21 protein-coding genes are annotated in these 24023 nt (G+C 73.1%); 7 read left to right on the top strand and 14 right to left on the bottom strand.

Features of this window, described 5'->3' with window-relative positions:
• Nucleotides 1–18 precede the first annotated feature (18 nt).
• The 4 genes from ACMATS_RS33855 to ACMATS_RS33840 form a co-directional block, all read right to left on the bottom strand.
• Complete coding sequence (locus ACMATS_RS33855; protein WP_414170091.1) at nt 19–492, bottom strand: OsmC family protein; 474 nt, start codon at nt 490–492, stop codon at nt 19–21.
• Between the two features lie 40 nt (nt 493–532).
• The gene (locus ACMATS_RS33850; RefSeq protein ID WP_414170090.1) at nt 533–1021 is read right to left on the bottom strand and encodes a hypothetical protein; all 489 of its coding nucleotides are present in this window, start codon (nt 1019–1021) and stop codon (nt 533–535) included.
• A 70-nt stretch (nt 1022–1091) separates the two neighbouring features.
• Complete coding sequence (locus tag ACMATS_RS33845) at nt 1092–2648, bottom strand: Na+/H+ antiporter (RefSeq protein ID WP_390775567.1); 1557 nt, start codon at nt 2646–2648, stop codon at nt 1092–1094.
• Between the two features lie 81 nt (nt 2649–2729).
• On the bottom strand, nt 2730–2840 hold the full coding sequence (locus ACMATS_RS33840; protein WP_414170089.1) for a helix-turn-helix domain-containing protein: 111 nt from the start codon (nt 2838–2840) through the stop codon (nt 2730–2732).
• Nucleotides 2841–3006: 166 nt separating this feature from the next.
• On the opposite strand from ACMATS_RS33840, the gene ACMATS_RS33835 reads away from it, so the two are divergent.
• Nucleotides 3007–5574: an ATP-binding protein gene (locus ACMATS_RS33835; RefSeq protein ID WP_414170088.1), complete on the top strand. Its 2568-nt coding sequence runs from the start codon at nt 3007–3009 to the stop codon at nt 5572–5574.
• A 9-nt stretch (nt 5575–5583) separates the two neighbouring features.
• Nucleotides 5584–6102 (top strand): GNAT family N-acetyltransferase, encoded by a 519-nt coding sequence (locus ACMATS_RS33830; protein WP_414170087.1) that lies wholly within the window; start codon nt 5584–5586, stop codon nt 6100–6102.
• Nucleotides 6103–6331: 229 nt separating this feature from the next.
• On the opposite strand, the gene ACMATS_RS33825 is transcribed toward ACMATS_RS33830, so the two are convergent.
• The 10 genes from ACMATS_RS33825 to ACMATS_RS33780 all read right to left on the bottom strand — a co-directional run bounded on the left by ACMATS_RS33825 (nt 6332) and on the right by ACMATS_RS33780 (nt 18414).
• A complete protein-coding gene (locus ACMATS_RS33825) occupies nt 6332–8839 on the bottom strand; it encodes an acyl-CoA reductase (RefSeq protein ID WP_414170086.1) in 2508 nt (835 codons plus the stop codon).
• Nucleotides 8836–9987 (bottom strand): acyl-protein synthase, encoded by a 1152-nt coding sequence (locus ACMATS_RS33820; protein WP_414170085.1) that lies wholly within the window; start codon nt 9985–9987, stop codon nt 8836–8838. Before ACMATS_RS33820 ends, ACMATS_RS33825 begins: the two co-directional genes overlap by 4 nt.
• The gene (locus ACMATS_RS33815; protein ID WP_414170084.1) at nt 9984–11120 is read right to left on the bottom strand and encodes a GNAT family N-acetyltransferase; all 1137 of its coding nucleotides are present in this window, start codon (nt 11118–11120) and stop codon (nt 9984–9986) included. Before ACMATS_RS33815 ends, ACMATS_RS33820 begins: the two co-directional genes overlap by 4 nt.
• Nucleotides 11117–12445: an MFS transporter gene (locus tag ACMATS_RS33810; RefSeq protein WP_414170083.1), complete on the bottom strand. Its 1329-nt coding sequence runs from the start codon at nt 12443–12445 to the stop codon at nt 11117–11119. The genes ACMATS_RS33815 and ACMATS_RS33810 overlap by 4 nt, the downstream gene beginning before the upstream one ends.
• The gene (locus ACMATS_RS33805) at nt 12442–13713 is read right to left on the bottom strand and encodes a phenylacetate--CoA ligase family protein (protein WP_414170082.1); all 1272 of its coding nucleotides are present in this window, start codon (nt 13711–13713) and stop codon (nt 12442–12444) included. The genes ACMATS_RS33810 and ACMATS_RS33805 overlap by 4 nt, the downstream gene beginning before the upstream one ends.
• A 252-nt stretch (nt 13714–13965) precedes the next feature.
• Nucleotides 13966–14619, bottom strand: a complete 654-nt coding sequence (locus ACMATS_RS33800; RefSeq protein ID WP_390775576.1) for a response regulator — start codon at nt 14617–14619, stop codon at nt 13966–13968.
• A gap of 27 nt (nt 14620–14646) precedes the next feature.
• On the bottom strand, nt 14647–16332 hold the full coding sequence (locus tag ACMATS_RS33795; protein WP_414170081.1) for a sensor histidine kinase: 1686 nt from the start codon (nt 16330–16332) through the stop codon (nt 14647–14649).
• Nucleotides 16333–16426: 94 nt separating this feature from the next.
• Complete coding sequence (locus ACMATS_RS33790; RefSeq protein WP_390775578.1) at nt 16427–16873, bottom strand: MscL family protein; 447 nt, start codon at nt 16871–16873, stop codon at nt 16427–16429.
• A gap of 150 nt (nt 16874–17023) precedes the next feature.
• Nucleotides 17024–17293, bottom strand: coding sequence for a DUF1876 domain-containing protein (locus ACMATS_RS33785; RefSeq protein ID WP_390775579.1), 270 nt, complete (start codon nt 17291–17293; stop codon nt 17024–17026).
• 224 nt (nt 17294–17517) lie between these two features.
• Complete coding sequence (locus ACMATS_RS33780) at nt 17518–18414, bottom strand: PrsW family intramembrane metalloprotease (RefSeq protein ID WP_414170080.1); 897 nt, start codon at nt 18412–18414, stop codon at nt 17518–17520.
• 119 nt (nt 18415–18533) lie between these two features.
• Here ACMATS_RS33780 and ACMATS_RS33775 point away from each other — a divergent pair, with 119 nt between their 5' ends.
• From ACMATS_RS33775 to ACMATS_RS33755, 5 genes are read left to right on the top strand one after another with little or no spacing between them, the layout of a single operon-like run.
• Nucleotides 18534–18674 (top strand): hypothetical protein, encoded by a 141-nt coding sequence (locus tag ACMATS_RS33775; protein WP_390775581.1) that lies wholly within the window; start codon nt 18534–18536, stop codon nt 18672–18674.
• Entirely contained in the window at nt 18671–19369 is a 699-nt protein-coding gene (pqqC, locus tag ACMATS_RS33770) for a pyrroloquinoline-quinone synthase PqqC (RefSeq protein ID WP_390775582.1), read from the top strand. The genes ACMATS_RS33775 and pqqC overlap by 4 nt, the downstream gene beginning before the upstream one ends.
• Before the next feature lie 3 nt (nt 19370–19372).
• Nucleotides 19373–19663 (top strand): pyrroloquinoline quinone biosynthesis peptide chaperone PqqD, encoded by a 291-nt coding sequence (pqqD, locus tag ACMATS_RS33765; protein WP_414170079.1) that lies wholly within the window; start codon nt 19373–19375, stop codon nt 19661–19663.
• A complete protein-coding gene (gene pqqE, locus ACMATS_RS33760) occupies nt 19660–20763 on the top strand; it encodes a pyrroloquinoline quinone biosynthesis protein PqqE (protein ID WP_414170078.1) in 1104 nt (367 codons plus the stop codon). The genes pqqD and pqqE overlap by 4 nt, the downstream gene beginning before the upstream one ends.
• Before the next feature lie 57 nt (nt 20764–20820).
• A complete protein-coding gene (locus ACMATS_RS33755; RefSeq protein ID WP_414170077.1) occupies nt 20821–23946 on the top strand; it encodes a hypothetical protein in 3126 nt (1041 codons plus the stop codon).
• The last annotated feature ends 77 nt before the right edge of the window (nt 23947–24023 follow it).

The following is a 24023-nucleotide window of genomic DNA, read 5'->3' as shown; positions in this document are numbered from 1 at the left end:
CGCCGCTCCGGGTCTTCCTCACTGGACGCGGACGACCGGCTCGTGCCGGACGGGGAAGTTCACCGAGCGGGCGATGAAGCAGACCGCGTGCACGTCGCCGTGCAGTGCGCGGGCCTTGTCCGACATCGACGCATCGGCGACGGTCACCTCGGGACGCAGGACGACCTCGGTGATCTGCCCTCCCCCGCCGCTCGCGTCCATGGTCATGACCCCGTGGGCGCGGTCCTCGTAGTCGACGACGGTCACCCCGCCGACGGCGCAGAGGTGGAGGTACCAGAGCATGTGGCACTGGGCGACGGAGGCGACCAGCAGTTCCTCGGGGTTCCAGCGGGCCGGGTCACCGCGGAAGGCCGGGTCGGAGGAGGCGGCGATGGGTGCCTTCCCCTCGGCCAGCACCTCGTGGGCGCGGCTGAAGGACCGGTATCCGTCCGTTCCTGAACCGAGGTTGCCGGTCCATTCGATCGCTACGTCATAGGTGTGCGTCTCGGTCATGCGGCCAGCATAGGGAGCCCGGCCCCGCCGAGCTCTCCGCTCAACTCTTCGCCGGGTCCTCCGTCTTGATGTCGGATATGAGCTTGGTGCTCAGGTCCGACTGCACCGACAGGTACGTGTACGTCGGGTGCTGGTCGTCGCCCCAGGTGAGCCGCACCCGCGTCCACGTGTGCCCCGCACCGCTGTTGTCGTAGGAGACCTGCCACGCGCGCGGCGTGTTCTGCGCCCGCAGGACGCCGTCCACGTGGTTGCTGTGCTCCCACGCATCCAGGCGGATGCGGAACTCCTTGGTGAGGTAGTGGGCGCGCAGGGCGTTGGCGAGCGAGGTGTCGGGTTCGCCGGAGCGGGCGTCTATGTAGGCGCTGTAGAAGGCCGCCACGCGGTCCTGGGCCGAGTCGCTGCTGCCCGCGCGGACGGGCGGCGACGGCGCCTCCGCGGCGAACGCGGTGGCGGGGGCGGACAGCGTGAGCAGGAGGGCGAGGGCGGCGGCGGTGCGCTTGAGGGTTCGGTTCACGGACTTGGCGGACATGGTTTCCCCCACAGTTGTGTTCTCCTTCACCCTGTAGAGCGCCCGGCGCACCGGAATTGTTCCTTCCGTCTCATTCGCCGAGGCCCGCCTCCTCCAGGTCCAGCACCCGCTGCAGGCGCCGCCGCGTCGTCTCGCCTATGCGGTTGTCCGCATACAGCCGTGCCAGTTCCGCGGACTCCGCCGCGATGACCGTACGGCGCAACTCCCGGTAGTCCGCGGCCGATACGGCCGACGCCGCCTCCCCCTGGTCCGCGTCCGCCTGGTCCAGCCGCGCCAGCAGCCCCCGCCGCAGCTGGTCGATGACGATGGACGGCGCCGCCTCCAGCTGCTCCATCTCCTCCAGACACCCCAGCCCCGCCTCCGCGAGCGCCGCCCGGGCCCGGGCCTCCTCGCGGGCCGTGTGCTCCGGCTGCAGGGCGATGCCCGACCACCGCACCACCGGCGCCAGCGTGAAGCCCTGCAGGATCAGCGTGAACGCCACCACCCCCGTGGTGAGCACCAGGATCAGCGACCGGTGCGGCAGCGCCTCCCCCGCGTCCGTGGCGAGCGGCACCGACAGCGCCGCGGCCAGCGGCATCACCCCGCGCGTCCCCGCCCACGACACCACCGCGGGGATCCGCCAGGACACCGGGCCGTCGCCGCGCCGGCGCTGCATCACCACGGACAGCGGCAGCACCCCCAGCAGCCGCACCGCGATCACCGTGGCGGCCACGGCCAGCACCCCGGGCAGCCAGTGGTGCCGGCTCGGGCCGAGCGCCCGGACGAGCGTGGGCAGTTGCAGCCCGATCAGCGCGAAGACGACGCTCTCCAGGAGGAAGACCACCGTGCCGTAGACGGCCTGGACCTGGAGCCGGACGGACCCGCTGGTCAGGGTGTGGCCCGTGCTGCCGAGCAGCACACCGGCGATCACGACCGAGGTGACGCCCGAGGTGTGCAGGTCCTCCGCCAGGACGTACCCGGCATAGGGCGTGACGAGCGCGACGACCGTCTCCAGCACCGGATCCTCCGTACGCCGCCGGATCACGGCCGCCGCTCCCGCGACCGCGGCCCCCACCAGGGCGCCCCCGCCGCCCAGGACCAGGAACCGGCCGCCCGCGGCCGGGAGCGAGACCGCGCTCGCGGCCACCGCCGTGGTGACCGCGACCTTGAACAGCACCAGCGACGTCGCGTCGTTGAAGAGGCTCTCCGCCTGCACCAGCACCTGGACGCGCGGCGGCAGCGACAGCCGCCGGCCCAGCGCGGTCACCGCCACCGGGTCCGTACTGGCCAGGATCGCGCCCAGGACGAACGCCATCGTGCCCGGCAGCGGGGTGATCGCGGCGGCCACCGCCCCGACCGCCGCCGCGGTGACCAGCACCAGGCCGAAGGCCAGGACGGTCACCGGCCGCCACACCCGGCGCAGTTCGCGCCAGGGAATCTCCTCCGCCGAGGCGTACAGCAACGGCGGGAGCACCGCCACACTGATCACGTCCGGGGAGACCCGGACGTCGGGTATCCACGGCAGCAGTCCCATCAGCACCCCGCCCACCACCAGCAACGAGGGGGCGGGGATCCGCCAGTGGCGGGCACCGGTGGCGACGAGGGTGGCGAATCCGACGAGGAGCAGGGTGGCGGTCAGGGTTGTCACGTGCGAATTTTGGCGTCCCCCGCCCTGAAGGGCGAGGTCTCCCTTCTGGGGGGGAATCCGGCCGGTTGCCCGGCCCGCAGGTTACTGCTCCGGACCGGTGTTCCACACCGCTCGGCAGACGGCCGCGAACTCCTCGCCTTGCGCTGCTTGTTCGGCTGTCAGCCCAAGCCGGTACCTGCGACCGGACAACACATCGCACCCCCAAGGGATCACTCGCCCCGGCCCCGAAGGCCGGGGAGTGTGACGAAGAACCCAAATGATCAAGGGTCAGGAATGCGTCAATGTCGCCTTCCAGTACCGCGATCGGTGTCCCCCGGCCCGACGATGAGGTGTGGACCATTCCAGGAAGGAGCACCTCATGGCCCAGGTCAGCGCGCCTCCCCGGGAACGGCGCAGGCCTCCCGGCAGACTCAAGGTCTATCTCGGCGCCGCCCCCGGGGTCGGCAAGACCTACCGGATGCTGGACGAGGGGCGGCGCCGTGCCGAGCGCGGCACCGATGTCGTGGTGGGCTTCGCCGAGTGCCATCGGCGGCCGCACACCGAGAAGATGCTGGAGGGACTGGAGGTCGTGCCCCGGCAGCGGCGCAGCTACCGGGGCATGGAGGTCACCGAACTCGATCTCGACGCGGTCCTCGCGCGCCGCCCGGACGTGGTGCTGATCGACGAGCTGCCGCACACCAACGCGCCCGGCGTGCGCAACACCAAGCGCTGGCAGGACGTCGAGGAACTGCTCGCCGCCGGCATCGACGTCGTCACCACCGTGAACATCCAGCACCTGGAGTCGCTCAACGACGTCGTCGAGAAGATCACCGACGTGCCGCAGCGCGAGACCGTTCCCGACGAGGTCGTGCGCCGCGCCCACCAGATCGAACTCGTCGACATGCCCCCGGAGGCCCTGCGCCGCCGCATGGCGCACGGCAACATCTACGCGCCGGAGAAGATCGACGCGGCGCTCTCGCACTACTTCCGCGTCGGCAATCTCACCGCCCTGCGGGAGTTGGCGCTGCTGTGGCTCGCCGAGCGCGTCGACGAGACGCTGCAGCGCTACCGTGCCGACCACGGCATAGGCGGCGTGTGGGAGACCCGCGAGCGCGTGGTGGTCGCCCTCACCGGGGGCCCGGAGGGCGAGACCCTCATCCGGCGTGCGGCCCGGATCGCGGCCCGTTCCGCGGGCGGCGACCTGCTGGCCGTCCATGTCGCCCGCAGCGACGGGCTGGTCGGCGCCTCGCCGGCGGCCCTGGCCCGGCAGCGGCAGCTCGTCGAGACCCTGGGCGGCAGCTACCACACCGTCGTCGGGGACCATGTGCCCGCGGCGCTGCTCGCCTTCGCCCGGGCCGAGAACGCCACCCAGCTCGTCGTCGGCGTCAGCCGCCGCGGCCGGCTGCTGCGCTGGCTCACCTCGCAGGGCGTCGGCGACTCCGTGGTCGAGGGCTCGGGCGACATCGACGTCCACATGGTCACCCACGAACGGGCCGGCCGGGGACGCGCCTTGCCCGTCCCCGGCAGCGGGCTGTCGCGCACCCGCCGGATCGCGGGCCCGGTGGCCGGATTCGTCCTGCCCGTCCTGCTGACCCTGCTGCTGCGCGCGGTCGCCGGCCCGCTCGACCTCAACCTGACCAGCGAGACGCTGCTGTTCCTGCTGGCCGTCGTCGGAGTGGCCTGCATCGGCGGGGTGATCTCCGCGCTGCTGGCCTCGCTGACGGCGTCGCTGCTGCTCAACTACACGTTCATCCCGCCCATCGGCCGCTTCACCGTCTACGAGGCCAACAACATCCTCGCGCTCGTCGTCTTCGCACTCGTAGCCGTCACCGTGGCGACCGTCGTGGACGGTTCGCAGCGGCTGAGCCGCAGGGCGGCGAGCGCCACGGCCGAGGCCGAGACCCTCTCCTCGCTCGCCGGCGGCATCCTCCGCGGCGAACTGGACGTCCCCGTGCTGCTGGAGCGCACCCGTGAGACGTTCGGCATGGCGTCCGTCGAACTGCGCCCGCGCCACCGCGAGTCGGAGGCGGTGCGGCCCGCGGCGTCCCGGGGGAACGGGGACGGGATCGCCGTCCCCATAGGAGCCGACAGCGAACTCGTCCTGCGCGGCCGCCCGTTGCCCGCCACCGAACACCGCGTCCTCACCGCCTTCGCCGCCCACCTGACGGCCGCCGTGGAACGGGCCCGGCTCGCCGAGGCGGCGGCCGAGATCGAACCGGTCAAGGCCGCCGACCGCATGCGCACCGCCCTGCTCGCCGCCGTCAGCCACGACCTGCGCACCCCGCTGGCCGGCGGCTGGGCCGCCGTCAGCTCCCTGCGCAGCCGTGACGTCAGCTTCTCGGAGGAGGACCGCGAGGAACTCCTGGCCACCGCCGAGGAGTCGCTGGCCAAGCTCAACCGGCTGGTCGACAACCTGCTGGACATGAGCCGCATCCAGGCCGGCGCCCTGACCCTGCACCTGCAGCCCACCGCCCTCGCCGAGATACTCCCCCTGGCACTGGACAGCCTGCCCGAGGCCCCGGCCGACCCCGTCGCCGTGCAGGACGTGGCGGACGCGCCCGCCGTGCTGGCCGATCCGCCGCTGCTGGAGCGGGTGATCGCCAACCTGGTGGCCAACGCGGCCCGGCACTCGCCCGCCGGGCGCCCGGTCACCGTCGCGGCCAGCGTCCTCGCCTCGCGGGTCGAACTGCGCGTCATCGACCGGGGGCCCGGCATCCGCCAGCAGGACCGGGAGCGGGCGTTCGCACCGTTCCAGCGCCTGGGCGACACGGACAACACGACGGGACTCGGGCTGGGACTCGCCCTGTCCCGGGGGCTGACGGAGGCGATGGGCGGCACGCTGAGCCCCGAGGACACCCCGGGCGGCGGTCTGACGATGGTCGTCTCGCTCCCTGCGGCGCCGGTGCCGAACTCGCCCGGCGCACGTTCGGGGCGCGGTAGTGCCTAGGCTTCCGCCATGAACGACATACACATCCGCCCCGGCGGCCCCGCCGACGCACCGGCCGTCCTGGACATGCTCGACTCTGCCGTGGCCTGGATGAACGCGCGGGGCAACACCGAGCAGTGGGGCACCACTCCGTATTCGCAGAAGCCCGGCGGGGTGGCGCGGGTCGAGCGGTACATGACCGAGAACGTCCCGTACATCGCGGAGTCGGACGGCACGCCCGTCGGGGCCCTGGTGCTGGACTCCGGGCCCAGTCCGCAGATGCCGATCGCGCCCGCCGGGGAACCCGAGCGGTACGTCCGGCTGTTGGTCTCCGACCGGCGGCACGCCGGCCTCGGCATCGGGGCGGCGCTGCTGGCGCACGCCGCCGAGGAGACCCGGCGGGCCGGTGTGGAGCTGCTGCGGGTGGACTGCTGGGCGGGCGGCGGGGGTGAACTGGTCGCGTTCTACGAGCGCAACGGGTTCACCTCCGCCGACCGGTTCCTGGTCGACGCGTGGCCGGGCCAGGTACTGGCCCGGCGGGTGGCCTAGAGCGTGCGCCCCGTAAGGGGCGCGGGGAACTGCGCGACCAGCCACGACGCTCCCGCAGCCGACGTTCCCGGGGCTGCGCCCCGGACCCCTTGGGTGGTGCGTCGGCTGCAGGCCGTCGGTGGCTGATCGCGCAGTTCCCCGCGCCCCTGACGGGGCGCCATAGTGCTGTGCGCCCACGCGGCGGAGCCGCATATCGATACAGCCCCGCGCCCTGACGGGGCGCACCCCCCTAGCGGCGCTCGTCCACCACCGCCCTCAGCTTCCCGCTCGTCGCCGTGCGAACGAACTCCGCACCGTCCACCGCCTCGACGGCCAGGTCGAGCAGCCGCTCCTCCACCGCCGTACGCAGCTCGGCATAGCCCGCCAGCAGGGCGCCCCGCACCGCGGCCGGTTCCGCACCGCCCGTGGTCTCCACGCGGACGGTCAGGCGCTCGCGGGTGCCGTCGTTGGACAGTACGACCTGCAGCTCGCCGCGGTAGCGGCAGTCCTCCTCCGCGATCGCCACGAAGCGGCGGTGGTTGAGGAAGTACGTCGCCACCCGCATCACGTCGCCCAGCCTGCCCAGCAGTTCGAAGCGCGGGGACCGGCTGCCGCAGGGGCAGGGGCCGGTCACGGCGCGGCCGAGGTCGCCGATGACGTAGCGGTCCAGGTTCTGGCCGCGGCGGGCGCGGGTGGTGAAGACCAGGCGGCCCGTCTCGCCCGGCTCCACCGGACGGTCCTCCTCGGGGTGGAGGATCTCCAGCGTGTGCAGGTCGGCGTGCAGGTGGTGGACGCTGCCGCTGCTCCCGGTGCACTGGTAGCCCAGCGGGCCCAGGTCGGTGCTGCCGTAGGTGATGGAGCGGATGCACTCGATGCCGAACGTCTCGGTCAGAGTGCGCCGCTGTTCCTCGGTGAAGTGCTCGCCACCGTAGAAGATCTTGCGGATGCCGCCGTACGCGCGCAGCAGGTCGGCCTGCTCGTGCAGCAGCTGCCACAGGTAGGAGGGCATGCCGAAGAGGGTGTCGACCTCGTACTCCACCAGCATCTCGGCCGTGGCCCGGTGGTCGGGGCCCGCGGCCATCGGCATCTGGACGCCGCCCAGGCGTTCCAGGATGGAGAAGAAGCTGATGAAGCCGCCGTACATGCCACCGCAGTAGAAGAGGTTGGCGGTGCGGTCGTGCTTCGGGTCGTAGCCGGCGGCGAGCAGGCCGCGGGCGGCGGCGTGCATCTGGGTGTCGTAATCGTCGTAGCTGAAGAGCGACAGAGCGGGGGTACCCGTGCTGCCGCCGCTGCGGAAGTACAGCTCGGCGTCGCGCTCGTCGACCTGGCGGTTGAGCTCCTGTACGGCGGCCTTGTCGAGCAACGGGCCGGTGGGCGGCGGGAATTCCGCGGTGCGGGCCAGGTCGTCGAGGCAGGCGGTGGTGGTGAAGCGCGCGTCGGCCTGGACGGCGACGCGGCGGCTGTAGCGCTGGAGGGCGTAGACGCCGTCGTGCGGTTCGCCGGGGTAACTGCCCAGCATCCCGCCGACCGGGGTGACGCGGGTGACGCCCGCGGCCAGGGCGGTGCGCGAGAGCTCCGCGACGTCCGCGGTGCCGCCCGCGATGCCCGCGGTCTGCAGGTAGCGGCGCATCGGGCGCAGGGTGGCGATCAGCTGCTTGCGGGGCAGCGGCTTGACCCACACGCTGCGGTGCAGCGGGGAGGCGGTGAGCGCGGCCCGGGTGTCGGCGAGGACGCGGCAGGAGCCGTCGGGGGCGGCGAAGACCCGGGTCAGGCCCAGGTGTTCCTCCAGGCGGGCCATGAGCTCGGTGGTGGTGAGCTCGGCCTCCTCGGCGGGTCCGGGCTCGTCCTGCCGCACCGGCGCGGGCATGCCGGCCAGGACGGCGGCGAGGCGCTCGGCGAAGGCGAAGACCTCGTCGTGGTCCTCGGTGTCGAGGTAGACCACCTGCGGGCTGGAGCAGGCCTGCTGTTCGTGCAGGCAGACGTCCGAGGCGAGGGCGTCCAGCACGGTCGCGTCCTGTGCGGCGTCGCGCGTCAGGTAGGCGAAGGAGATCTTGTGGCCCCACTCCACCAGGCGGCAGCCGGGCGGCACATGGGCGGCCACGCCCTCGACGGCGGCCTCGCCGCCCCACACCGCGACGGCGTCGGCGGGCGCGCACATCAGGCCCAGCCAGTCCTGGCGGGAGGAGGGGAAGCGCAGCACGATCACACGCTCGGCGACGGCCCCGGTCGGGTCGAGCGCGGCGAGTTCGGCCAGCAGGTGCTGGGCGAGGAGGGTGTCGGCGCTGCTCGTCTTGAGGACGTTGACGTTCCCGGCGAGCAGTCCCTCGACGACGCTGAGGGGTGCGACGGTGACGGCGTTGCCGGGGGCGATGTGGGCGACGAGGCCGACCGGGGCCCAGGCCTCGTAGACGGTCTCCTTGGCGTCGGGACGGCCCAGCCGCTGCGGGGCGGTGCCGCCGAGTTCGCAGCGGAGCTTGCGGGTGAGCTCCTCCCGGCTGAAGAACGCGCCGAGTTCGGCGAGGACGGACACGTCCTCGCCCTCGGGCAGGTGTGCGGCGAGGCGGGCGTGCACCGGGTGGGCGGAGTCGCGCAGGGCGGCGCCCAGGGCGTCGCAGGCGGCCAGGAGCGTCTCGGTCTCCAGCGGCGTGGCCAGCGCGGCCTCGACGGCGGCGGGCAGGGCGGCGAGGCGGCGGCCGGCCTCGGCGTCGTCGACGAACGCGCCCTGCCAGTAGTGGTGTTGCGGGTTCTCGACGGTCACGACATGCCCTTCATCAGTTCGGCGGCGGCCACCGCGCAGCTGCGGTTGCGGCTCACTCCGGCGCGGCCGTGGATGGTGAACCACGGCGTGTCCAGCGCGCAGCCGCACTCCTCGCCGGGGTGCAGGGAGGCGAGGTCCCCCATCAGGACGCTCTGCGCCGGTACGGAGGTGATGTACGGCGAGACGAGGTGCAGGTAGCCGGTCTCGCCGTACGGCAGCGGTTCGAGGGTGCGGGTGGAGCGGATGAACACCCGTGACCACACGGGGGCGTGCAGCCGGTGGTGGTCGCACTCGATGTACGGGATGCAGTGCTCGACGGAGCCGAAGGTGTCGCGGATCCGCTCGGAGGGGATGCCCAGTTGTTCGGTGACGCGGGCGTAGAGCTCGTCCTTGCCGACCTGCCGGTCGGCGTGGCCCTTCCAGCCGCCGCCGAGGATCACCAGGGAGCCCTCGGGCAGGGTCAGGGGCGGCATGCCCAGGGCGCGCATGCGCTCCAGGGTGAAGAAGAGGAACGCGGGGAAGCCGAGGATGCGCACGGGTGCGTCGTCCTGGGCGTAGCGCTGCAGGGCGGCGATGCAGCCGAAGGGGTCGAACTCGTGGCCGTTGCCGGTGTGGCGCAGGGCGTGTTCGACGTGCCGGGCCGGTGCAAAGTCGCACAGGTAGTTGTCGGTGAAGGAGGTGCCGAGCTTCAGGTCGCGGGCGGGCTCGTAGCTGTAGAGCAGGTAGTTGACCTCCTGCTCGGGGGTGATCCAGCCGTTGTGCTCGAAGATGCGGGCGACCATGCGCTGGGCGGAGCGGATGGTCCACCGGTCGAAGAACATCTGCGACTTCTGGCCGGTGGTGCCGGAGGAGGTCAGGTGCAGGTCGACCTCGTCGCGCGGGATGGAGAGCACTTCGTGGCGCTTGAAGAAGTTCGCGTGCACCAGGGGTGCGCGGAACGGTGCGCCGTCGTCTTCCGTGCTGTCGTACAACGCGCCGAAGAACGCGGACCGTTCGCGGTGCCAGGCGTTGGTCTCCGCCATGGCGGCGGCGAACAGTTCGTCCTCGGCGGGGCCGCAGGCATACGGGTCGGTCAGGTCGCACAGCTGCTGCACGTGGGACAGCAGGTCGGGGTCGGGGACGCCGATCGGGGCGAGATGGGGGTTCACGGGGCAACCTCGAGTGTGGGCAGGTAGGTCGACGCCCAGGCCGACAAGTAGGAGTCCAGGTAGGGCTGGAGCGGTGCGTCGACGACCACGCCGCGGAAGTCGATCTGTTCGGCGGTGCGGGACATCACCACGTAGTCGTGGAATCCGTCGCCCTCCGGGCGCATGGCCGGGTAGAGGGCGCTGGGGATGAAGCCCTGGTGCAGGAACGCGGAGATCGCGCGGTGGTGGTCGAGCGGCACGAGTGCCTCGACGTAGCCCGCGCCGGCGCGGGTGAGGGTCTGCGTGAGCGGCTCCAGCCAGGCGGCCGCGGCGGCCGGTTCGGGGTGGGCGGCCACCAGGGCGCAGTAGCGTCCGGTGCGGTTGAGGTAGGCGTAGACCTCGAAGCCGCCGTCGTCGGGCATCAGCAGCACGTTGGGCGTGTGCAGCGGGTAGAACCACTGGGCGCTGTCGGGGAAGCGCTCGCGGAAGCGGCGGCGCACGAAGGCGGGCGCCTCGATCATCTCCAGCCGCGCCGCCGCGGGCCGGGGCGGCGCGGGGACGGGGGCGGTGGCCCGGGTGCCCGCGTAGCTGACGCCCAGGCTGCGCTCGACGTTGCGCAGCAGCGGGGCCAGCGGGGCGGGCACTTCGGGGACGGGGATGCGGCGGTCCAGCACGCCCTGCGAGTAACGCGCGTAGAGTGCCAAGCTCTCGCGGGAGTCGAGGTCCACGGCGTTGGGCAGGATGCCCATGGGCCGGAAGCCGTTGCGCGAGACGACGCGCTGCGGTCCGGCGATGACGGTGCGGACGGTCGCGTAGACCGAGTCCAGCCGGCCCTGGTCGAGCATCTGCGCGCACAGTGCCTCGGTGAGCGCTCCGGCGAGGCCGCCCGCCCGGTGGTCGGGGTGCACGGCGAGCCCTTCGAGGCGGCCGATGCGGCTGCCGGGCTCGCTGTGGATGGCGGCGGAGCCGACGAGAACGCCGGTCGTCGCGCAGCGGGCGACGAGCCAGAGGGTGTGCGGGTCCCCGATGAGCCGGGTCATCTCGGCCGGGTCGGTGCCCAGTGCCGTGGGGTAGTGGGGCCCGTAGACGGCATAGTAGAGCTGGCGCAGGTCGGCGATGTCGGCGCAGCCCGCGCGACTGATCGCGGCGGTCATCGCTCCCCTCCCGCGGTGCCAGCGAGCGCCGGGTCAGTGTCTTCCATGGAATCCATGGAATCCATGGCCTCCGCGGGTTCCTCGGACTCCTCGGACGCGGCCGGGGCGGGGTCGCCGAGCAGGGCCAGCATGCAGGCGACGGGCAGGATGCCGGCCGCCTGGACCAGGCACAGCGTCCGCGCCGACAGGGCGTCGCCCAGCAGTCCGAAGAGCAGGGAGGCGACGGGGAAGGTCGCGCCGAGCACGGCCTGCATGACGGCGAAGAAGCCCGGCTTGTCCGCGGCGGGGACGAGCCGCTGGAACAGGGCCACGAAGCGCACCCCGATGACGCCCACGCACCAGCCGGCCACCACCAGGCCGCCCGCGAAGGCGAGTTGCGAGGCGACGAGACCGGGCAGGGCGAGTGCGGCGGCCATCAGGCCGAGGCAGGACGCGCCGACGGCCGTGGGCCTGCCCGGCACCCGGGCACCGGTGAACGAGCCGATCAGCGTGCCCGTGCCGAGCGAGGCCTCCAGCAGGGCCACGGTGCTGCCGCCGTTGTGGAGCACGGACTTGGTGTAGAGCGGGATGACTACGAAGACCGCGGTGGTGAAGAGGTTGGCCGCGGTGAAGCAGACCAGGATCCTCCGCACGAACGGCAGGCCGGACAGGATGCTGCGCAACGTGCGCTGCCCCCCGTCCGCTTCGCCGGCCTCGCCGTCGGCCGCGAGCGGCCGGAAGCGGGCGCTGGTGACGAGCAGGGCGGCGGTCGCGTAGGCGACGGCGCAGCCGACGGCCAGCCCGGCGATGCCGGCCCGGTCGACGATCAGGGCACCGAGCAGCGCGCCGCCGAGGCTGGCGAGCGACTGGGTGGACAGCTCGAATCCGGTGGCGGCCTCGATGTCCTCGTCGTCGACGAGTTCGGGCACCGAGGTCGTCAGGCAGGGGTCGAAGAACGCCTGGCAGGTGGACAGGGCCAGGGTCGCCGCGTAGGCGGCCGCGAGCGGCAGGCCGGCCGTACCGGCCCAGACGGCCAGGGCGGCTGCGGCCGTTCCGGCTCCGGCGGCCGCGGTGCGCAGCACCGAGCGGTGCGCGCAGCGGGCGATCGCCCGGGCGACGACGGGGGCCAGGGCCACGGCGGGCAGGGTGCTGACGGCCATGAACAGGCCGGAGGCGAGGCCGCGTCCGCCGGAGACGGCGTAGGCGACGAGCCACCAGGAGACGCCGACCTGGAACATGCGGACGGCGGCCTGGGTCAGGACCTGGCCCAGCCAGACGGCCCCGAAGGCGCGGTTGCGCAGCACGAGCGGCCGTCGGCGGCCAGTGGTGACGGTCTCGGCGGTCATGCGGTCGGCCTCTCGTCCACGACGCGCACGAGCTTGCCGGAGCGGGTGTTGACCACCAGGTCGCGGTGGTGGACCCACTCGACGGCCAGGGGGTGCACGAAGCCGGTGCGCACGCTGTCGGGGTACAGCGGCCGGGCGTCCTCCAGCCCGGTCACCACGGCCTTGGCGAGGACCTCGAGTTCGGCCGGGTCGTCGTCGCCGGGGGCGGTGGCCAGGCGCAGGACGAGTCCGTCGCGGCCGTCCCAGCGGCGCACGACCAGTTGCATGCCGGTGATGCGGCCGTCGGTGTCGGCCTGGCCGACGGCGTCCTGGGCGTCCTGCGAGTACAGGGAGACGGGGCCGACGCGCACGCCCTCGTCGGCGCGGCCGAGGATGCGGAAGTGGCCGGCCTCGGGGTCGGTCCACTCGGCGCGGTCGCCCGCGGGGTAGCGGATGATGGGCATGAGCCGGCGGAACAGGCTGGTGACGACGACGCGTCCGGGCCGTCCGGCCTCGGTGATCGGCTCCCCGGTGGTCTCGTCGAGGATCTCGACGACGGAGTGCGGGGTGAAGGCGCGGTGCACCCGGGCGTCGGGGCCGGGGACGGGGCAGCCGAGCAGTCCGGCGTCCACGCTGGCGTAACCGAGCGAGCGGGCCTCGGCGTTGGGGAAGGCGGCGGCCAGCAGGCGGCGCTGGTCGTCGAAGAGGGCCTCGCCGCCGAACAGGACCAGCTCCATGGAGGGCAACTGCGTGCCCGTGGAGACGAGATGGTCGGCGAGCCGGCACAGGGTGGTCGGGGTGCCCGCCACGACCTGGACGGCGAAGTCCTGCAGGGTGGTGACCGTCGACTCCAGCGGTGCGGCTCCGCCGATGGGCAGCCGGACGTTGGCGACCGGGGCGTTCGCGAGCGAGTCGAGGATGAAGAGGAAGCTGGCGTAGAGCTCGCCGGCGTAGAAGAGGTCGGCGACCCGGTGCCCGGGTCGCAGGCCCGCTTCGGTCATGCCGTGGCCGAAGGCCGTGACGAACTCCTGCCACTCCTCGCGGGTGTAGCAGGAGAACTTCGGTGCGCCGCTGGTGCCGCCGGTCTTGAAGACGACCGCTTCCTTCAGCGGTTCGGTGAGCACGCGGTTGTTCTCGAGGGTGTTGGCCTGCCAGAACTCTCCCTGGTCGATGACGGGGAGGTCGGTCAGGCGCTCCGCGCCGGGCGGAAGTGACGCATAGAGAGCGGCGTAGTACGGGGAGTTGTGACGGGCGAACCGTATGAGGTCCGGGAGTTGATGGACGGGCATGCCTTTGCCTTGGGTGTGGAAAAGGGGCAGGGACCGCGGCGTGGCGATATGGGTGGTCGCCGCCTGCGGCGTGTGAGGTGGCCCCCGCGCCCTCACGTTGAGCAGGCGTCAGAGCTGACGCCAGGTCATGATGATGAAGGATCGAAGGCGGAAAGTGCAAAGCGAGCGGTAAACGTATGGCAAATATGGCCGGAACCCTTAGTTCTTCCGGTCATGCTGACGGGTCGGTCAGAATCCGAGCCGGATGCCGGGTCAGATGCCGAGCCCGGCGTCACGGGCCAGCAGCGCGGCCTGCACGCGGTTCTCGCACTCGAGCTTGGCGAGAATCCGGCTCACATACGTCTTCACCGTGGCCTCGCTCATATGGAGGCGACGGCCGGCGTCGGCGTTCGACAGCCCCTCGCCCAGCAGGGCCAGCACCTCGCGCTCCCGCTCGCCGAGCACCTCCATCCGGCGCCGCGCCTCCTCGCCGCGGGCCGTGGCCGGGCCGGCCGCCAGGGAGTCCGCCACGTGCCGGGTGGCCGCGGGGGACAGATACGCGTCCCCCGCGGCGGCGGCCCGCACCGCGCCGATCAGCTCGCCCGGCGCGGAGTCCTTCAACAGGAAGCCCGCGCCGCCCTGCCGCAGCGCCCGCAGCACGTTCTCCCGCTCGCCGAACGTGGTGAGCACCAGGGCGCGCACCCCGGGAACCGCGCGGCCCAGCTCGGCGAGCGCGGTCAGCCCGTCCATGACCGGCATCCGGATGTCGAGCAGGGCGACGTCGACCCGGTGCGAGCGGGCCAGCTCCACGGCCGCCCGCCCGTCGGCGGCCTCCGCCACGACCTCGATGTCGTCGGCCGACGTGAGAATCATCCGGATGCCCGCCCGGATGAGAGGCTCGTCGTCGGCAATGAGGACGCGGATCACCTGGCCTCCCGCTAAGAGAATTTTCAACTAATTCTGGACGTCGAACTCGCGCTTCTCGATCAGTTTCCCGTCCTTGAAGCAAAAGCGGAAAACGGTGTCCTCGGTCCCCTTCGAGCCCTCCGAGGACAGCAGGGACAGACAGCTCGCGCCGGCCGGCTGCGCCGGGCCCTTGTCCTTGAGGTCGGCAGTGAAGACGGACTTCCCCGACGGCAGCCTGTCCCGCACCCGTTGCTCGGGCTCGCCCACCTTGACCGAGTCGTAGACACTGCGGTCCAGCATCGCCTTGTCGGTCTCTTCTATCGTCTTCCCCAGCGCCAGGAAGGCCAGCGCCGCCAGCCCCACCAGGATCAACAGGGCGATTCCGCAGCCGATCACACAGCCGTTGCTCTTCCGCGTACTCATGATGTCCTTGAACTCCTCGCGGGGATCCAGTCGGTCGATGACCGGACCACCCTCGCCGGGAGTCCCCCACGCGGGCTGCTGCCGAAGGTCGTCCTCCGTATCGACGAAGGTCGCCCGCGCCTCCCCCGAGCCGTAGGGCAGCATGCCCGCGAGCCGGAACCCGCCCTCCACCGGCCCCGCAAAGATGATGCCGCCGACCAGCCGGGCCCGCTCCCGCAGCCCCGTCAGCCCCTGTCCGCCGCTGACCGCCTCCTCGGACCGGACCGGACCGTCCGGCCCGGCGGGACCGTTGGCCACCTCGACGACCAGCGAATCCGGCTCGAAGCGCACGGCGACGGTGATCGGGGTGCCCGGGGCGTGCTTGTACGCGTTGGTGAGTCCCTCCTGCACGATGCGGTAGCCCGCGTGGTCCACGGCCGGGGCCAGCGGCCGCGCCTCCCCCGAGCGCTCCAGCGTCACCCGCATCCCGGCCGCGACCGCCGAATCGACGAGCCCGCCGATGCCCGCCACCACCCGGGCCGGCGGCTCCGCCCCGGAATCCTCGCCGAGCGTGCCGTCCTTGAGGATGCCCACCACCTCGCGCAGCTCGTGCATCGCGGCCACCGAGGCCTGGCGCAGCACGGCCACCGCCTCTCGCTGACGGCCCGTCAACTCGCGGTCCACTTCCAGCGCGCCCGTCTGCACGGCGATCAGGGCCAGTTGATGACCGAGGCTGTCGTGCATGTCCTGGGCGATGCGCTGCCGCTCGCGCATCCGCGCCTGCCCGGCGATCATCTGGCGCTCGCGCAGCAGGTGGGCGTTGCGCTCCTGCAGGGTCTGCAGCAGGGTGCGCCGCTGCGTCCAGTAGCGGCTGGCCAGCCCCGGGACCACGGCGAACACCAGGAAGAAGAGCGTGCCCAGCACGAGCAGGAAAGGCGCCGACCGCTGCTGGGTCCACAACGAGAGCCCCACGTAGAGCACGAGGGAGGTGCCGAACGCACCCAGCGCCTTCAGCACGCCGTCGATCCTGCGCCCGGCGGACCAGGCGGCCAGCGGCAGGACCAGCTCGGCCGCATCCGTCACCGCCGACAGTACGGAGACCGCGACGAGCGTGGTCACGGGCAGGCCGCGCCGCACGAGCGAGAGCACCGCCACGCCGACAGCGGCCCCCGCGGACCTCAGCAGGCCGTGCCCGCCCGCCAGCTCGCCCCAGCCCACGAGCAGGGCGAGCACGGCGGCCAGCAGGCACTCCCACAGGAGCCGTCTGCGGGGCCAGTCCACCGGATCGGTCACCCGCCGCCACAGGCCACGGGCCCACGATGTCGCATCCACCCCCGCACCATAGGCAGCCGGGGCCGCCCGTGGAGTTCACCGAAAGTCGCGTCGTGAATAGACGGAAGTCGCAGATGCGCGGGGCGGGCCGTCCTCAGGACGGGCGCGGCGCGGCGGCCGCCGGGGGCTGGTCGGCGCAGCAGTGGCGGCACTTGGTCGCGGCCGCGGGCAGGTCCTCGGACAGGCAGGCCGGGCAGGTCTTGAGCGGCCCCGGCTCCCCGAAGACGACCACGCCGCGCCGGGCCTGCACGTGCTTGTAGGGCACGACGATGAAGAAGTAGACGACCGCCATGAAGATGAGGAAGTAGATCAGGGCCGAGATGAACGACCCCAGGTCCAGATAGGTCGCCTTGTTCCCCCGGTGCCCGAGCTGCCAGCCCAGCCCCATCGAACGGCCGCCCTGCAGGCTCGCGATGATCGGGTTGATCACGAAGTCGGTGAACGCCTTGATCAGCGTGCTGAAGGCCAGCGCGATGATCAGTCCCACCGCGACGGTGACGATGTCACCGCGCATCACGAAGTTCTTGAATCCCTTGAGCATGACCGTGCTCCTGGCGTCCGTCCGGATCTTCAGGGCCAGGAGGCACGCTACCGCCGCCGCCCACCGCCCGCACCCGGGGCACGGCACGAGCGGGACGTGCGCGAACGGGCGTCACGGCCGCCCGCGATGCGCTGTGCCGGGTGCCCCGGCTCACATCGTCGGGTGGGCCTGGACGTGGGTGACCTCCTCGATGTCGTGGCCGGCCTTCTGCATGAGCTCGCGGGAGAGCGCGTTCAGGGCCCGCGCCGCGGCGACCTCCTCGCCGACCCGCAGCTGTTCCGGGTCGTCCGGGTGCCGCGTGGCGTGGCCGCGCGCCTTCATCTCGGTCCCGTCCGGGAGCCTGAGCATGCACGCCGCGCGCGTCTTCTTGTCGACTTCTTCGAACTCGAGCTCGACGTGCCATCCAACGATCGTCTGCATGGCGTCCACCTCCTGCGTGACATATCCAGCGTGCACCCGGCACGGCGATTGCGACACCGGTGGCCTGTCCGGCGGATCTTCGTCACGCGTGGTGCCCCGTAAGGGGCGCGGGACTGCGCTCCCACGCGGCGGAGCCGCTGGGGGCACCTCCTGGGGGCACCCCCTGGGGGCACCCCCAGCGGTAGCTGGGGGAGGTAGCTGGGGGAGTCACAGCCCCGCGCCCCTTACGGGGCACCCTCGCCCCCGCGGCCCCGGGCCAGTGTCAGCAGCCAGGCCACCCCGACGAGGGCGACGACCACGAGCCCGCCGTCGGAGAACAGCGTGTAGAGGTGCTTCTGCTCGCCCGTGGGGCGGGGGATGTAGCCGAGCGCGAACAGCTCGCGCTGGCCGCCGCTGGCCGTCAGGGCGTACACCAGCCAGACGGCGATGCCGTTCATCGCGTCCCACAGGGCGTGCAGGACGGACACCCCGAGGTAGGTGAGGACCACCGGCGGCGGGAAGCGGAAGCGGCCGTCCGGGCCGCGGTGGGCGAGCAGGACGCCGCCCAGGATCGCGGTCCACAGGCCGTGGCCGAAGGGCGCCAGCAATCCCCGCAGGATCTCCGTCTCGACCAGGCCGCGCAGCGAGAGCCCCCGGACGGTGAGCAGCGCGTTGAAGGCGTAGCCCGCGCTCTCCAGGGCGGCGAACCCGAAGCCGACCGCCGCGCCGAGCACCAGTCCGGCGCGCAGCCCGCGCACCTCGCGGTGGCGGCGCAGCAGCAGGATCAGGGCGCAGGCCTTGACCGCCTCCTCGATCAGGCCCACCCCGAGGAACAGCGAGACCGAGGGGTACAGCAGGTAGTACTCCAGGACGGAGGCGCCCAGCACGCCGAGGACGCCGCCGACGAAGAAGCAGCCGAGCAGCAGGTCGATGCCGAGCGCCTGCCCGTGCCGTTCGTAGGCCCACAGGGCGAAGCAGCCGGGGACGAGGAAGCTGCCCAGGAGGATCAGCGTGGGCAGCAGGTTGGTGTTCTGGGTGGCGTACGTGACGACGAGGGCGAGGACCCAGAGGGCGAGGCCGGAGGCGAGCCAGTGCAGCCAGAGTCCCCGGCGGGGGGCCGGGGGGTGTGCGGGGTGGTTCATGGTGTCGTTATTGACCGGCTCCCGCGCCGCCCGCCCCCACGTCACCCGTTCCAGTGATTGCGGCGGTGTCCCGGTGCGCCGACTCTGGAACACGGACGGGTGACGAAGGGGGATACGCCATGACATACGCCCTGACAAAGGACCGGCCCGCGCCGGACACGGCACCGGCCGACGCCGCCCCGCTGCCCGCCTGGTTCCCTCCGGTCTGCACCGACGTCGAACTCGCGCACGAGGTCACCGCATACGCCGGCCGCCGGTGACGGGCGCCGCCGCGCTCGGTTCCGGGGAGTTCACCGCGGCGCTGCACGCACACTCCGACCGGTACTGGCACAAGCACCCGTTCCACCTCCGGCTGCACGAAGGCACCCTGGACCGCGGGGAGTTGCAGCGGTGGGCCGCCAACCGCTGGTACTACCAGAAGTGGCTCCCGCAGAAGGACGCGGCCGTCGTCGCCAACTGCCCGGAGCCGGACGTCCGTCGCCGCTGGGTCCAGCGGATCTCCTTCCAGGACGGGACGGCCGAGGGCCGCGGCGGGCTGGCCGGCTGGCTCGCCCTGGCCGAGGCGACCGGCCTGGACCGGGCCGAGGTGCTCGACGAGCGGCACGTCCTGCCGGGCGTGCGCTTCGCCACCGACGCCTATGTGCACTTCGCCCGCACCCGCCCGTGGACCGAGGCCGTCGCCGCCTCGCTCACCGAGCTGTTCTCGCCGGGGCTGATGCGGCAGCGGCTCACCGCGCTGCGCACCCACTACCCGTGGATCGCCCCCTCCGGGCACGGCTACCACGCCACGCGCCCGCAGACCGCCGCCTCCGACGCGCAGCACGCCCTCGCGGTGGTCGTGGCGTCCTGCACGACCCGCGAGCAGCAGGACGCGGCGCTGGCGGCCCTGGCCTTCAAGTGCGACGTGCTGTGGAGCATGCTCGACGCCGTCGACCACGCGGGCCGGACGGGGTGACGCGTGGCGGGCGGGGGCGGGGTCCGCTGGCGGCTGTGCAGGGGAGTCAGGCTCGGCCATGACACCGTGCGGGACACGGGCGTTCTGCTGCACCCCGAGGGCGTCCTGCTGCTCAACGAGACCGGCGTGGCCGTGCTCGCGCTCTGCGACGGCACCGCCGACGTCGACGGCATCGCGGCGGCACTGTCGCGCAGGTACGCGGCCGTGGACGCCGAGGACGTCGAGCGCTTCGTCCTCCAGCTGGCCCGGCGGCGCCTGATCGAGACCGACAGTCCGACCGGCGCAGGCCGATGAGCGCCGCCGCCCCGCAGGACGGCAGGCCCCTCGGACTCCTCGCCGAGCTGACGTACCGCTGCCCGCTGCGCTGCGCCTACTGTTCCAACCCCGTGGCCCCGGGCGCGTACACCGGGGAGCTCGCGCTCGCGGAGTGGTGCCGGGTGCTCGACGAGGCCCGGGCGCTGGGCGTGCTGCAGGTGCATCTGTCCGGCGGCGAGCCCCTGGTGCGCCGCGACCTCCCGGCGATCGTCGCGCACGCGCACCGCCTCGGCCTCTACACGAACCTCATCACCGGCGGCCACGCCCTGTCCGCCGCCCGGCTGGCCGCGCTGACGGCGGCGGGCCTGGACCACGTCCAGCTCAGCGTGCAGGACGCATACGCGGCGGAGGCCGACGCGATCGCGGGCCGCCCGGTGCATGCGCGCAAGCTGGCGGCCGCGGCGCTGGTCGTGCGGGCGGGGCTGCCGCTGACCGTCAACGCCGTGCTGCACCGCGCCAACATCGGCAGCGTCGAGGCGCTCGTCGCACTGGCCGAGCGCCTGCAGGCCGACCGGCTGGAGCTGGCCAACGCCCAGTACTACGGCTGGGCCCTGCTCAACCGCCGTGCCCTGCTGCCCACCCGCGAGCAGGCCGACGCCGCCGAGGCCGCCGTGCGGGCGGCGCGCCGCCGCCTGGGCGACGGGCGTCCGGAGATCGTGTACGTGCCGGCCGACCTCCACGACGACCTGCCCAAGCCCTGTATGCAGGGCTGGGGTGCGCGCCAGCTCACCGTGGCCCCCGACGGGCAGGTGCTGCCCTGTCCGGCCGCGGCGCAGATACCCGGCCTCGGGATCCTGACGGTCCGTCAATCCTCGTTGGACGAGATCTGGTTCCGCTCTCCCGCCTTCAACCGCTTCCGCGGGACGGACTGGATGTCCGAGCCGTGCCGCGGCTGCCCGCGCCGGGAGGTCGACCACGGCGGCTGCCGCTGCCAGGCGTTCCAGCTGACGGGCGACGCCGCGGCGACCGACCCGGTGTGCCGTCTCTCGCCGCACCACGCCCTGGTGACGGAGATCGTCCGGGAGGCCGGAGAGCGGCCGGCCGAACCCGTCCCCCGCCGGTCGCCCCCTGCGCGCTGAACTCCCGCCGCCCCACGCACCGTACGCCCCGCCCCGCAGGCTCCCGGAGGCCCGACCATGTCCCTGCTGCCGCCCACCGTGCTCGGCCCGCTGTCGGAGTGCAGCGCCTGTGTCAGGGTCCGCCACCAACGCGTCGGCGCCCGGGTGACCCTGCGCGTCAACGGCTCGCCGGTGGTCTCTTCCGGGGTGCCGGTCGGAGGCGGCGTGGCGGCCTGGCCCGACCAGACGTTCCCGCTGGGCCCCGGGGTCGCGCTGCGGCCCGGTGACCGGATCACCGCGACCCAGACCCGTGACGGCCGCACCAGCCCCGCGTCCGTACAGCCCGTCGTCGTCCAGAAGCGGCCCGAGACCGTCGGCCCGTTGCACTTCGGCAGCCATGTGTACGCGTGCGGGCAGTGCCTGCGGGTCGACGGGGCGGTGCCCGGTGCCGCGGTGACCGTGCAGCAGGGCCCGCTCGTGCTGGGCAGTGCGCCCGCGCCGGACGGCACGGCCCGCATCGCGCTGCTCGGCCCGGTCGCCGCCGGCCGGGCCCTGGTCGCCCGGCAGTCTGCGTGCGGCACTCCGGGAGCGCCCACGCCGAGCCCGCTGCCCGACGCCCCGCCCCGGCCGCTGCCGCCCCCGGTGCTGCCGGGGCCGCTGCTGGCCGGGCAGCCGGGGGTGACGGTGAGCGGGGTGTGCGAGGGTGCCCGGGTCACGCTGCTGCGCGACAACACCCCGGGCGAGCAGGCCTGTTTCGACCTCGCCACTCTCACGTTCCGCGTGCCCGCGCCGACCGAGGGCGAACGGGTCTCCGTGCTCCAGGAGTTCCCCGCCTGCGGCACGGCGAGCTGCGCATCACCGCCCGTGCGCGTCGTCCCGGCCTCCCGTCTGCCCGCCCCGGCGGTCACCGGACCGCTGTGCGCGGGCGCAACGTCCCTGCATCTGACGGGACTTGTCCCCGGCGCCCTCCTCACCGTCCTGGCCGACGGCACCGCACTCGGCACCGCGCAGGCCTTCCGGCCCGCTGCCGACCTGGACGTACCGCCCCTGCCCCGCGGCAGCCGCATCACCGTGCACCAGCAACTGGGCGGCCACACGGCCGAGTCCGCGCCCGTACCGGTCGGCGCACCTCCCCCGGCGCTGCCCGCACCCGTGGTCGTGGCTCCGCTGACCGCCTGCGCGGCGTGCGTCCGGGTGCGCAACGTGCATCCGGGGGCACTGGTGCTGGTCTTCTCCACCGCCCTCGACGCCCCGATCGGCTGCCGGTACGTGCACACGCCGCAGGCCTCGGTCCCGGTGGCCCCGCTGCTCGCCGCCGGCGACCGCATCGTGGCGCTGCAGGTGTACTGCGGCCTGGCGAGCGCCCGTTCCCTCCCCGTCCCGGTCCGGCCGCTGGGGGACGTACGGCCGCCGCAGGTGCGCACCCCGCTCGGCGCGTGCCTGCGGCCGGTCGTCGGCGGTCTCGTGCCCGGCGCGGACACGGACGTGTACGTCAACGGCCGCTGGCGGGGCACCGCGCACGCCGTGGGCAGCACCGTCCCCGTCGAACTGTCGGGCGCCGCCCTCGACCTGGGCGACACGGTGACTGCCCGGCAGCGGATCGCGTCCGTCGTCACCGAATTCGGGCCGCCGGTGCAGGTGGCGTTCGGCCCGGTGTCGGTCACGACGCAGCACAACGACAACCGGCGCACCGGCGCCCAGTTGCTGGAGGTCGCGCTCTCCCCCGCGACCGTCGGCCCCGACCACTTCGGCAAGCTGTTCAGCCGTGCCGTCGACGGCCACCTCTACGCCCAGCCGCTGTACGTCTCCGACGTCGCCGTGCCGGGCCACGGGCGGCGCAACGTGGTCTACGCAGCCACGATGCACAACAGCGTGTACGCCTTCGACGCGGACGACCCGGGTGCCGCCGCACCCCTGTGGCACGCCTCGCTCGGCCCGTCGGCCCCGCTGCCCGATCCGCAGATCGGCCCGGGCGGCTACCGGGACATCGCCGTCGAGGTCGGCATCGTCAGCACGCCGGTCATCGACCTCGGCCGCAGCGTGCTCTACGCCGTCGCCTTCACCAAGGACGGTCAGGGGTACCACCATTCGCTGCACGCCCTCGACCTCGGCAGCGGCCAGGAGATGCTCGGCGGTCCGGTGCGGATCGCCGCCACGGTGCCGGGCGGCGGCGACGGGAGCACCGGGGGACGGATCGCCTTCACCAGCCACCGGCAGCTGCAGCGTGCGGCGCTGGCCCTGGCGAACGGCCGGATCTATGCCGCGTTCGCGTCCTACGGGGACCGCAGCCCGTACCACGGCTGGGTGTTCGGCTTCGACGCCGGGACGCTGCAGCAGACCGGGGTGTACGTCACCACCCCGGACACCGGGCTCGGCGGCATCTGGCAGGCGGGCCAGGGCCCGGCCGTCGACGACGACGGCTTCCTGTACGCCGCGACGGGCAACGGCGGCTTCCGGCCGGACGGTTCGGACCTGGGCGACAGCATCGTCAAACTCACCCCCGGGCTCGCCCTGGCCGACTGGTTCTCGCCGTTCAACAACGCCGCGCTCAACGCCGCGGACGCCGACCTGGGTTCGGCGGGACCACTGCTGATCCCGGGGACGCGCCTGCTGCTCAGCGGGGGCAAGGAGAGCAAGTTCTATCTGCTGGACACCCGGGCGATGGGACATTTCCACGCCGGATCGGACAGCCAGATCGTCCAGAGCTTCTCCGTCGTGCCGCCCGATGCGCAGACCCATCACATCCACGGCGGCGCCGTCCACTGGAACTTCCCGGGCGGGCCGTGGGTCTACGTGTGGCCGGAGAACGCGTTCCTGCGGGCGTACCGGTTCGCCGGGGGCCGGCTGGAGACCGCCGCCGTCTCGACGAGCACCACCACCGGTCCGGCCGGCGTCCCGGGCGGTGCGCCCGGCATGCCCGGGGGCATCCTCTCGCTCTCGGCGCACGGCACCGACCCCGCCACGGGGCTGCTGTGGGCCTCGCATCCGTGGCGGGCGGACGCGAACAACGCCGTCGTCGAAGGCGTCCTGCGGGTCTACCGGGCCACCGACCTCACCCAGGAGCTGTGGAACAGCAAGATGCACCCGGCCCGCGACGACGTCGGCTCGTACGCGAAGTTCGCCGCACCCACGATCGCCAACGGCAAGGTGTACCTGGGCACCTTCTCCGGTGCCCTGCACGTGTACGGACTGCTCACCGCCTGAGCACCCTCCGTCGTCACAGGCGAAGCCCGCTCCCCCGTGGCACCGTGGAAAGGGAAAGCTCTACCCAGGGATGGTGT

It is taken from the genome of Streptoverticillium reticulum (assembly GCF_047456005.1).
GTDB lineage: Bacteria > Actinomycetota > Actinomycetes > Streptomycetales > Streptomycetaceae > Streptomyces > Streptomyces reticulum.
The sequence above is the reverse complement of the archived record's forward strand: the minus strand, read 5'-3'. Positions and strand labels throughout refer to the sequence as shown.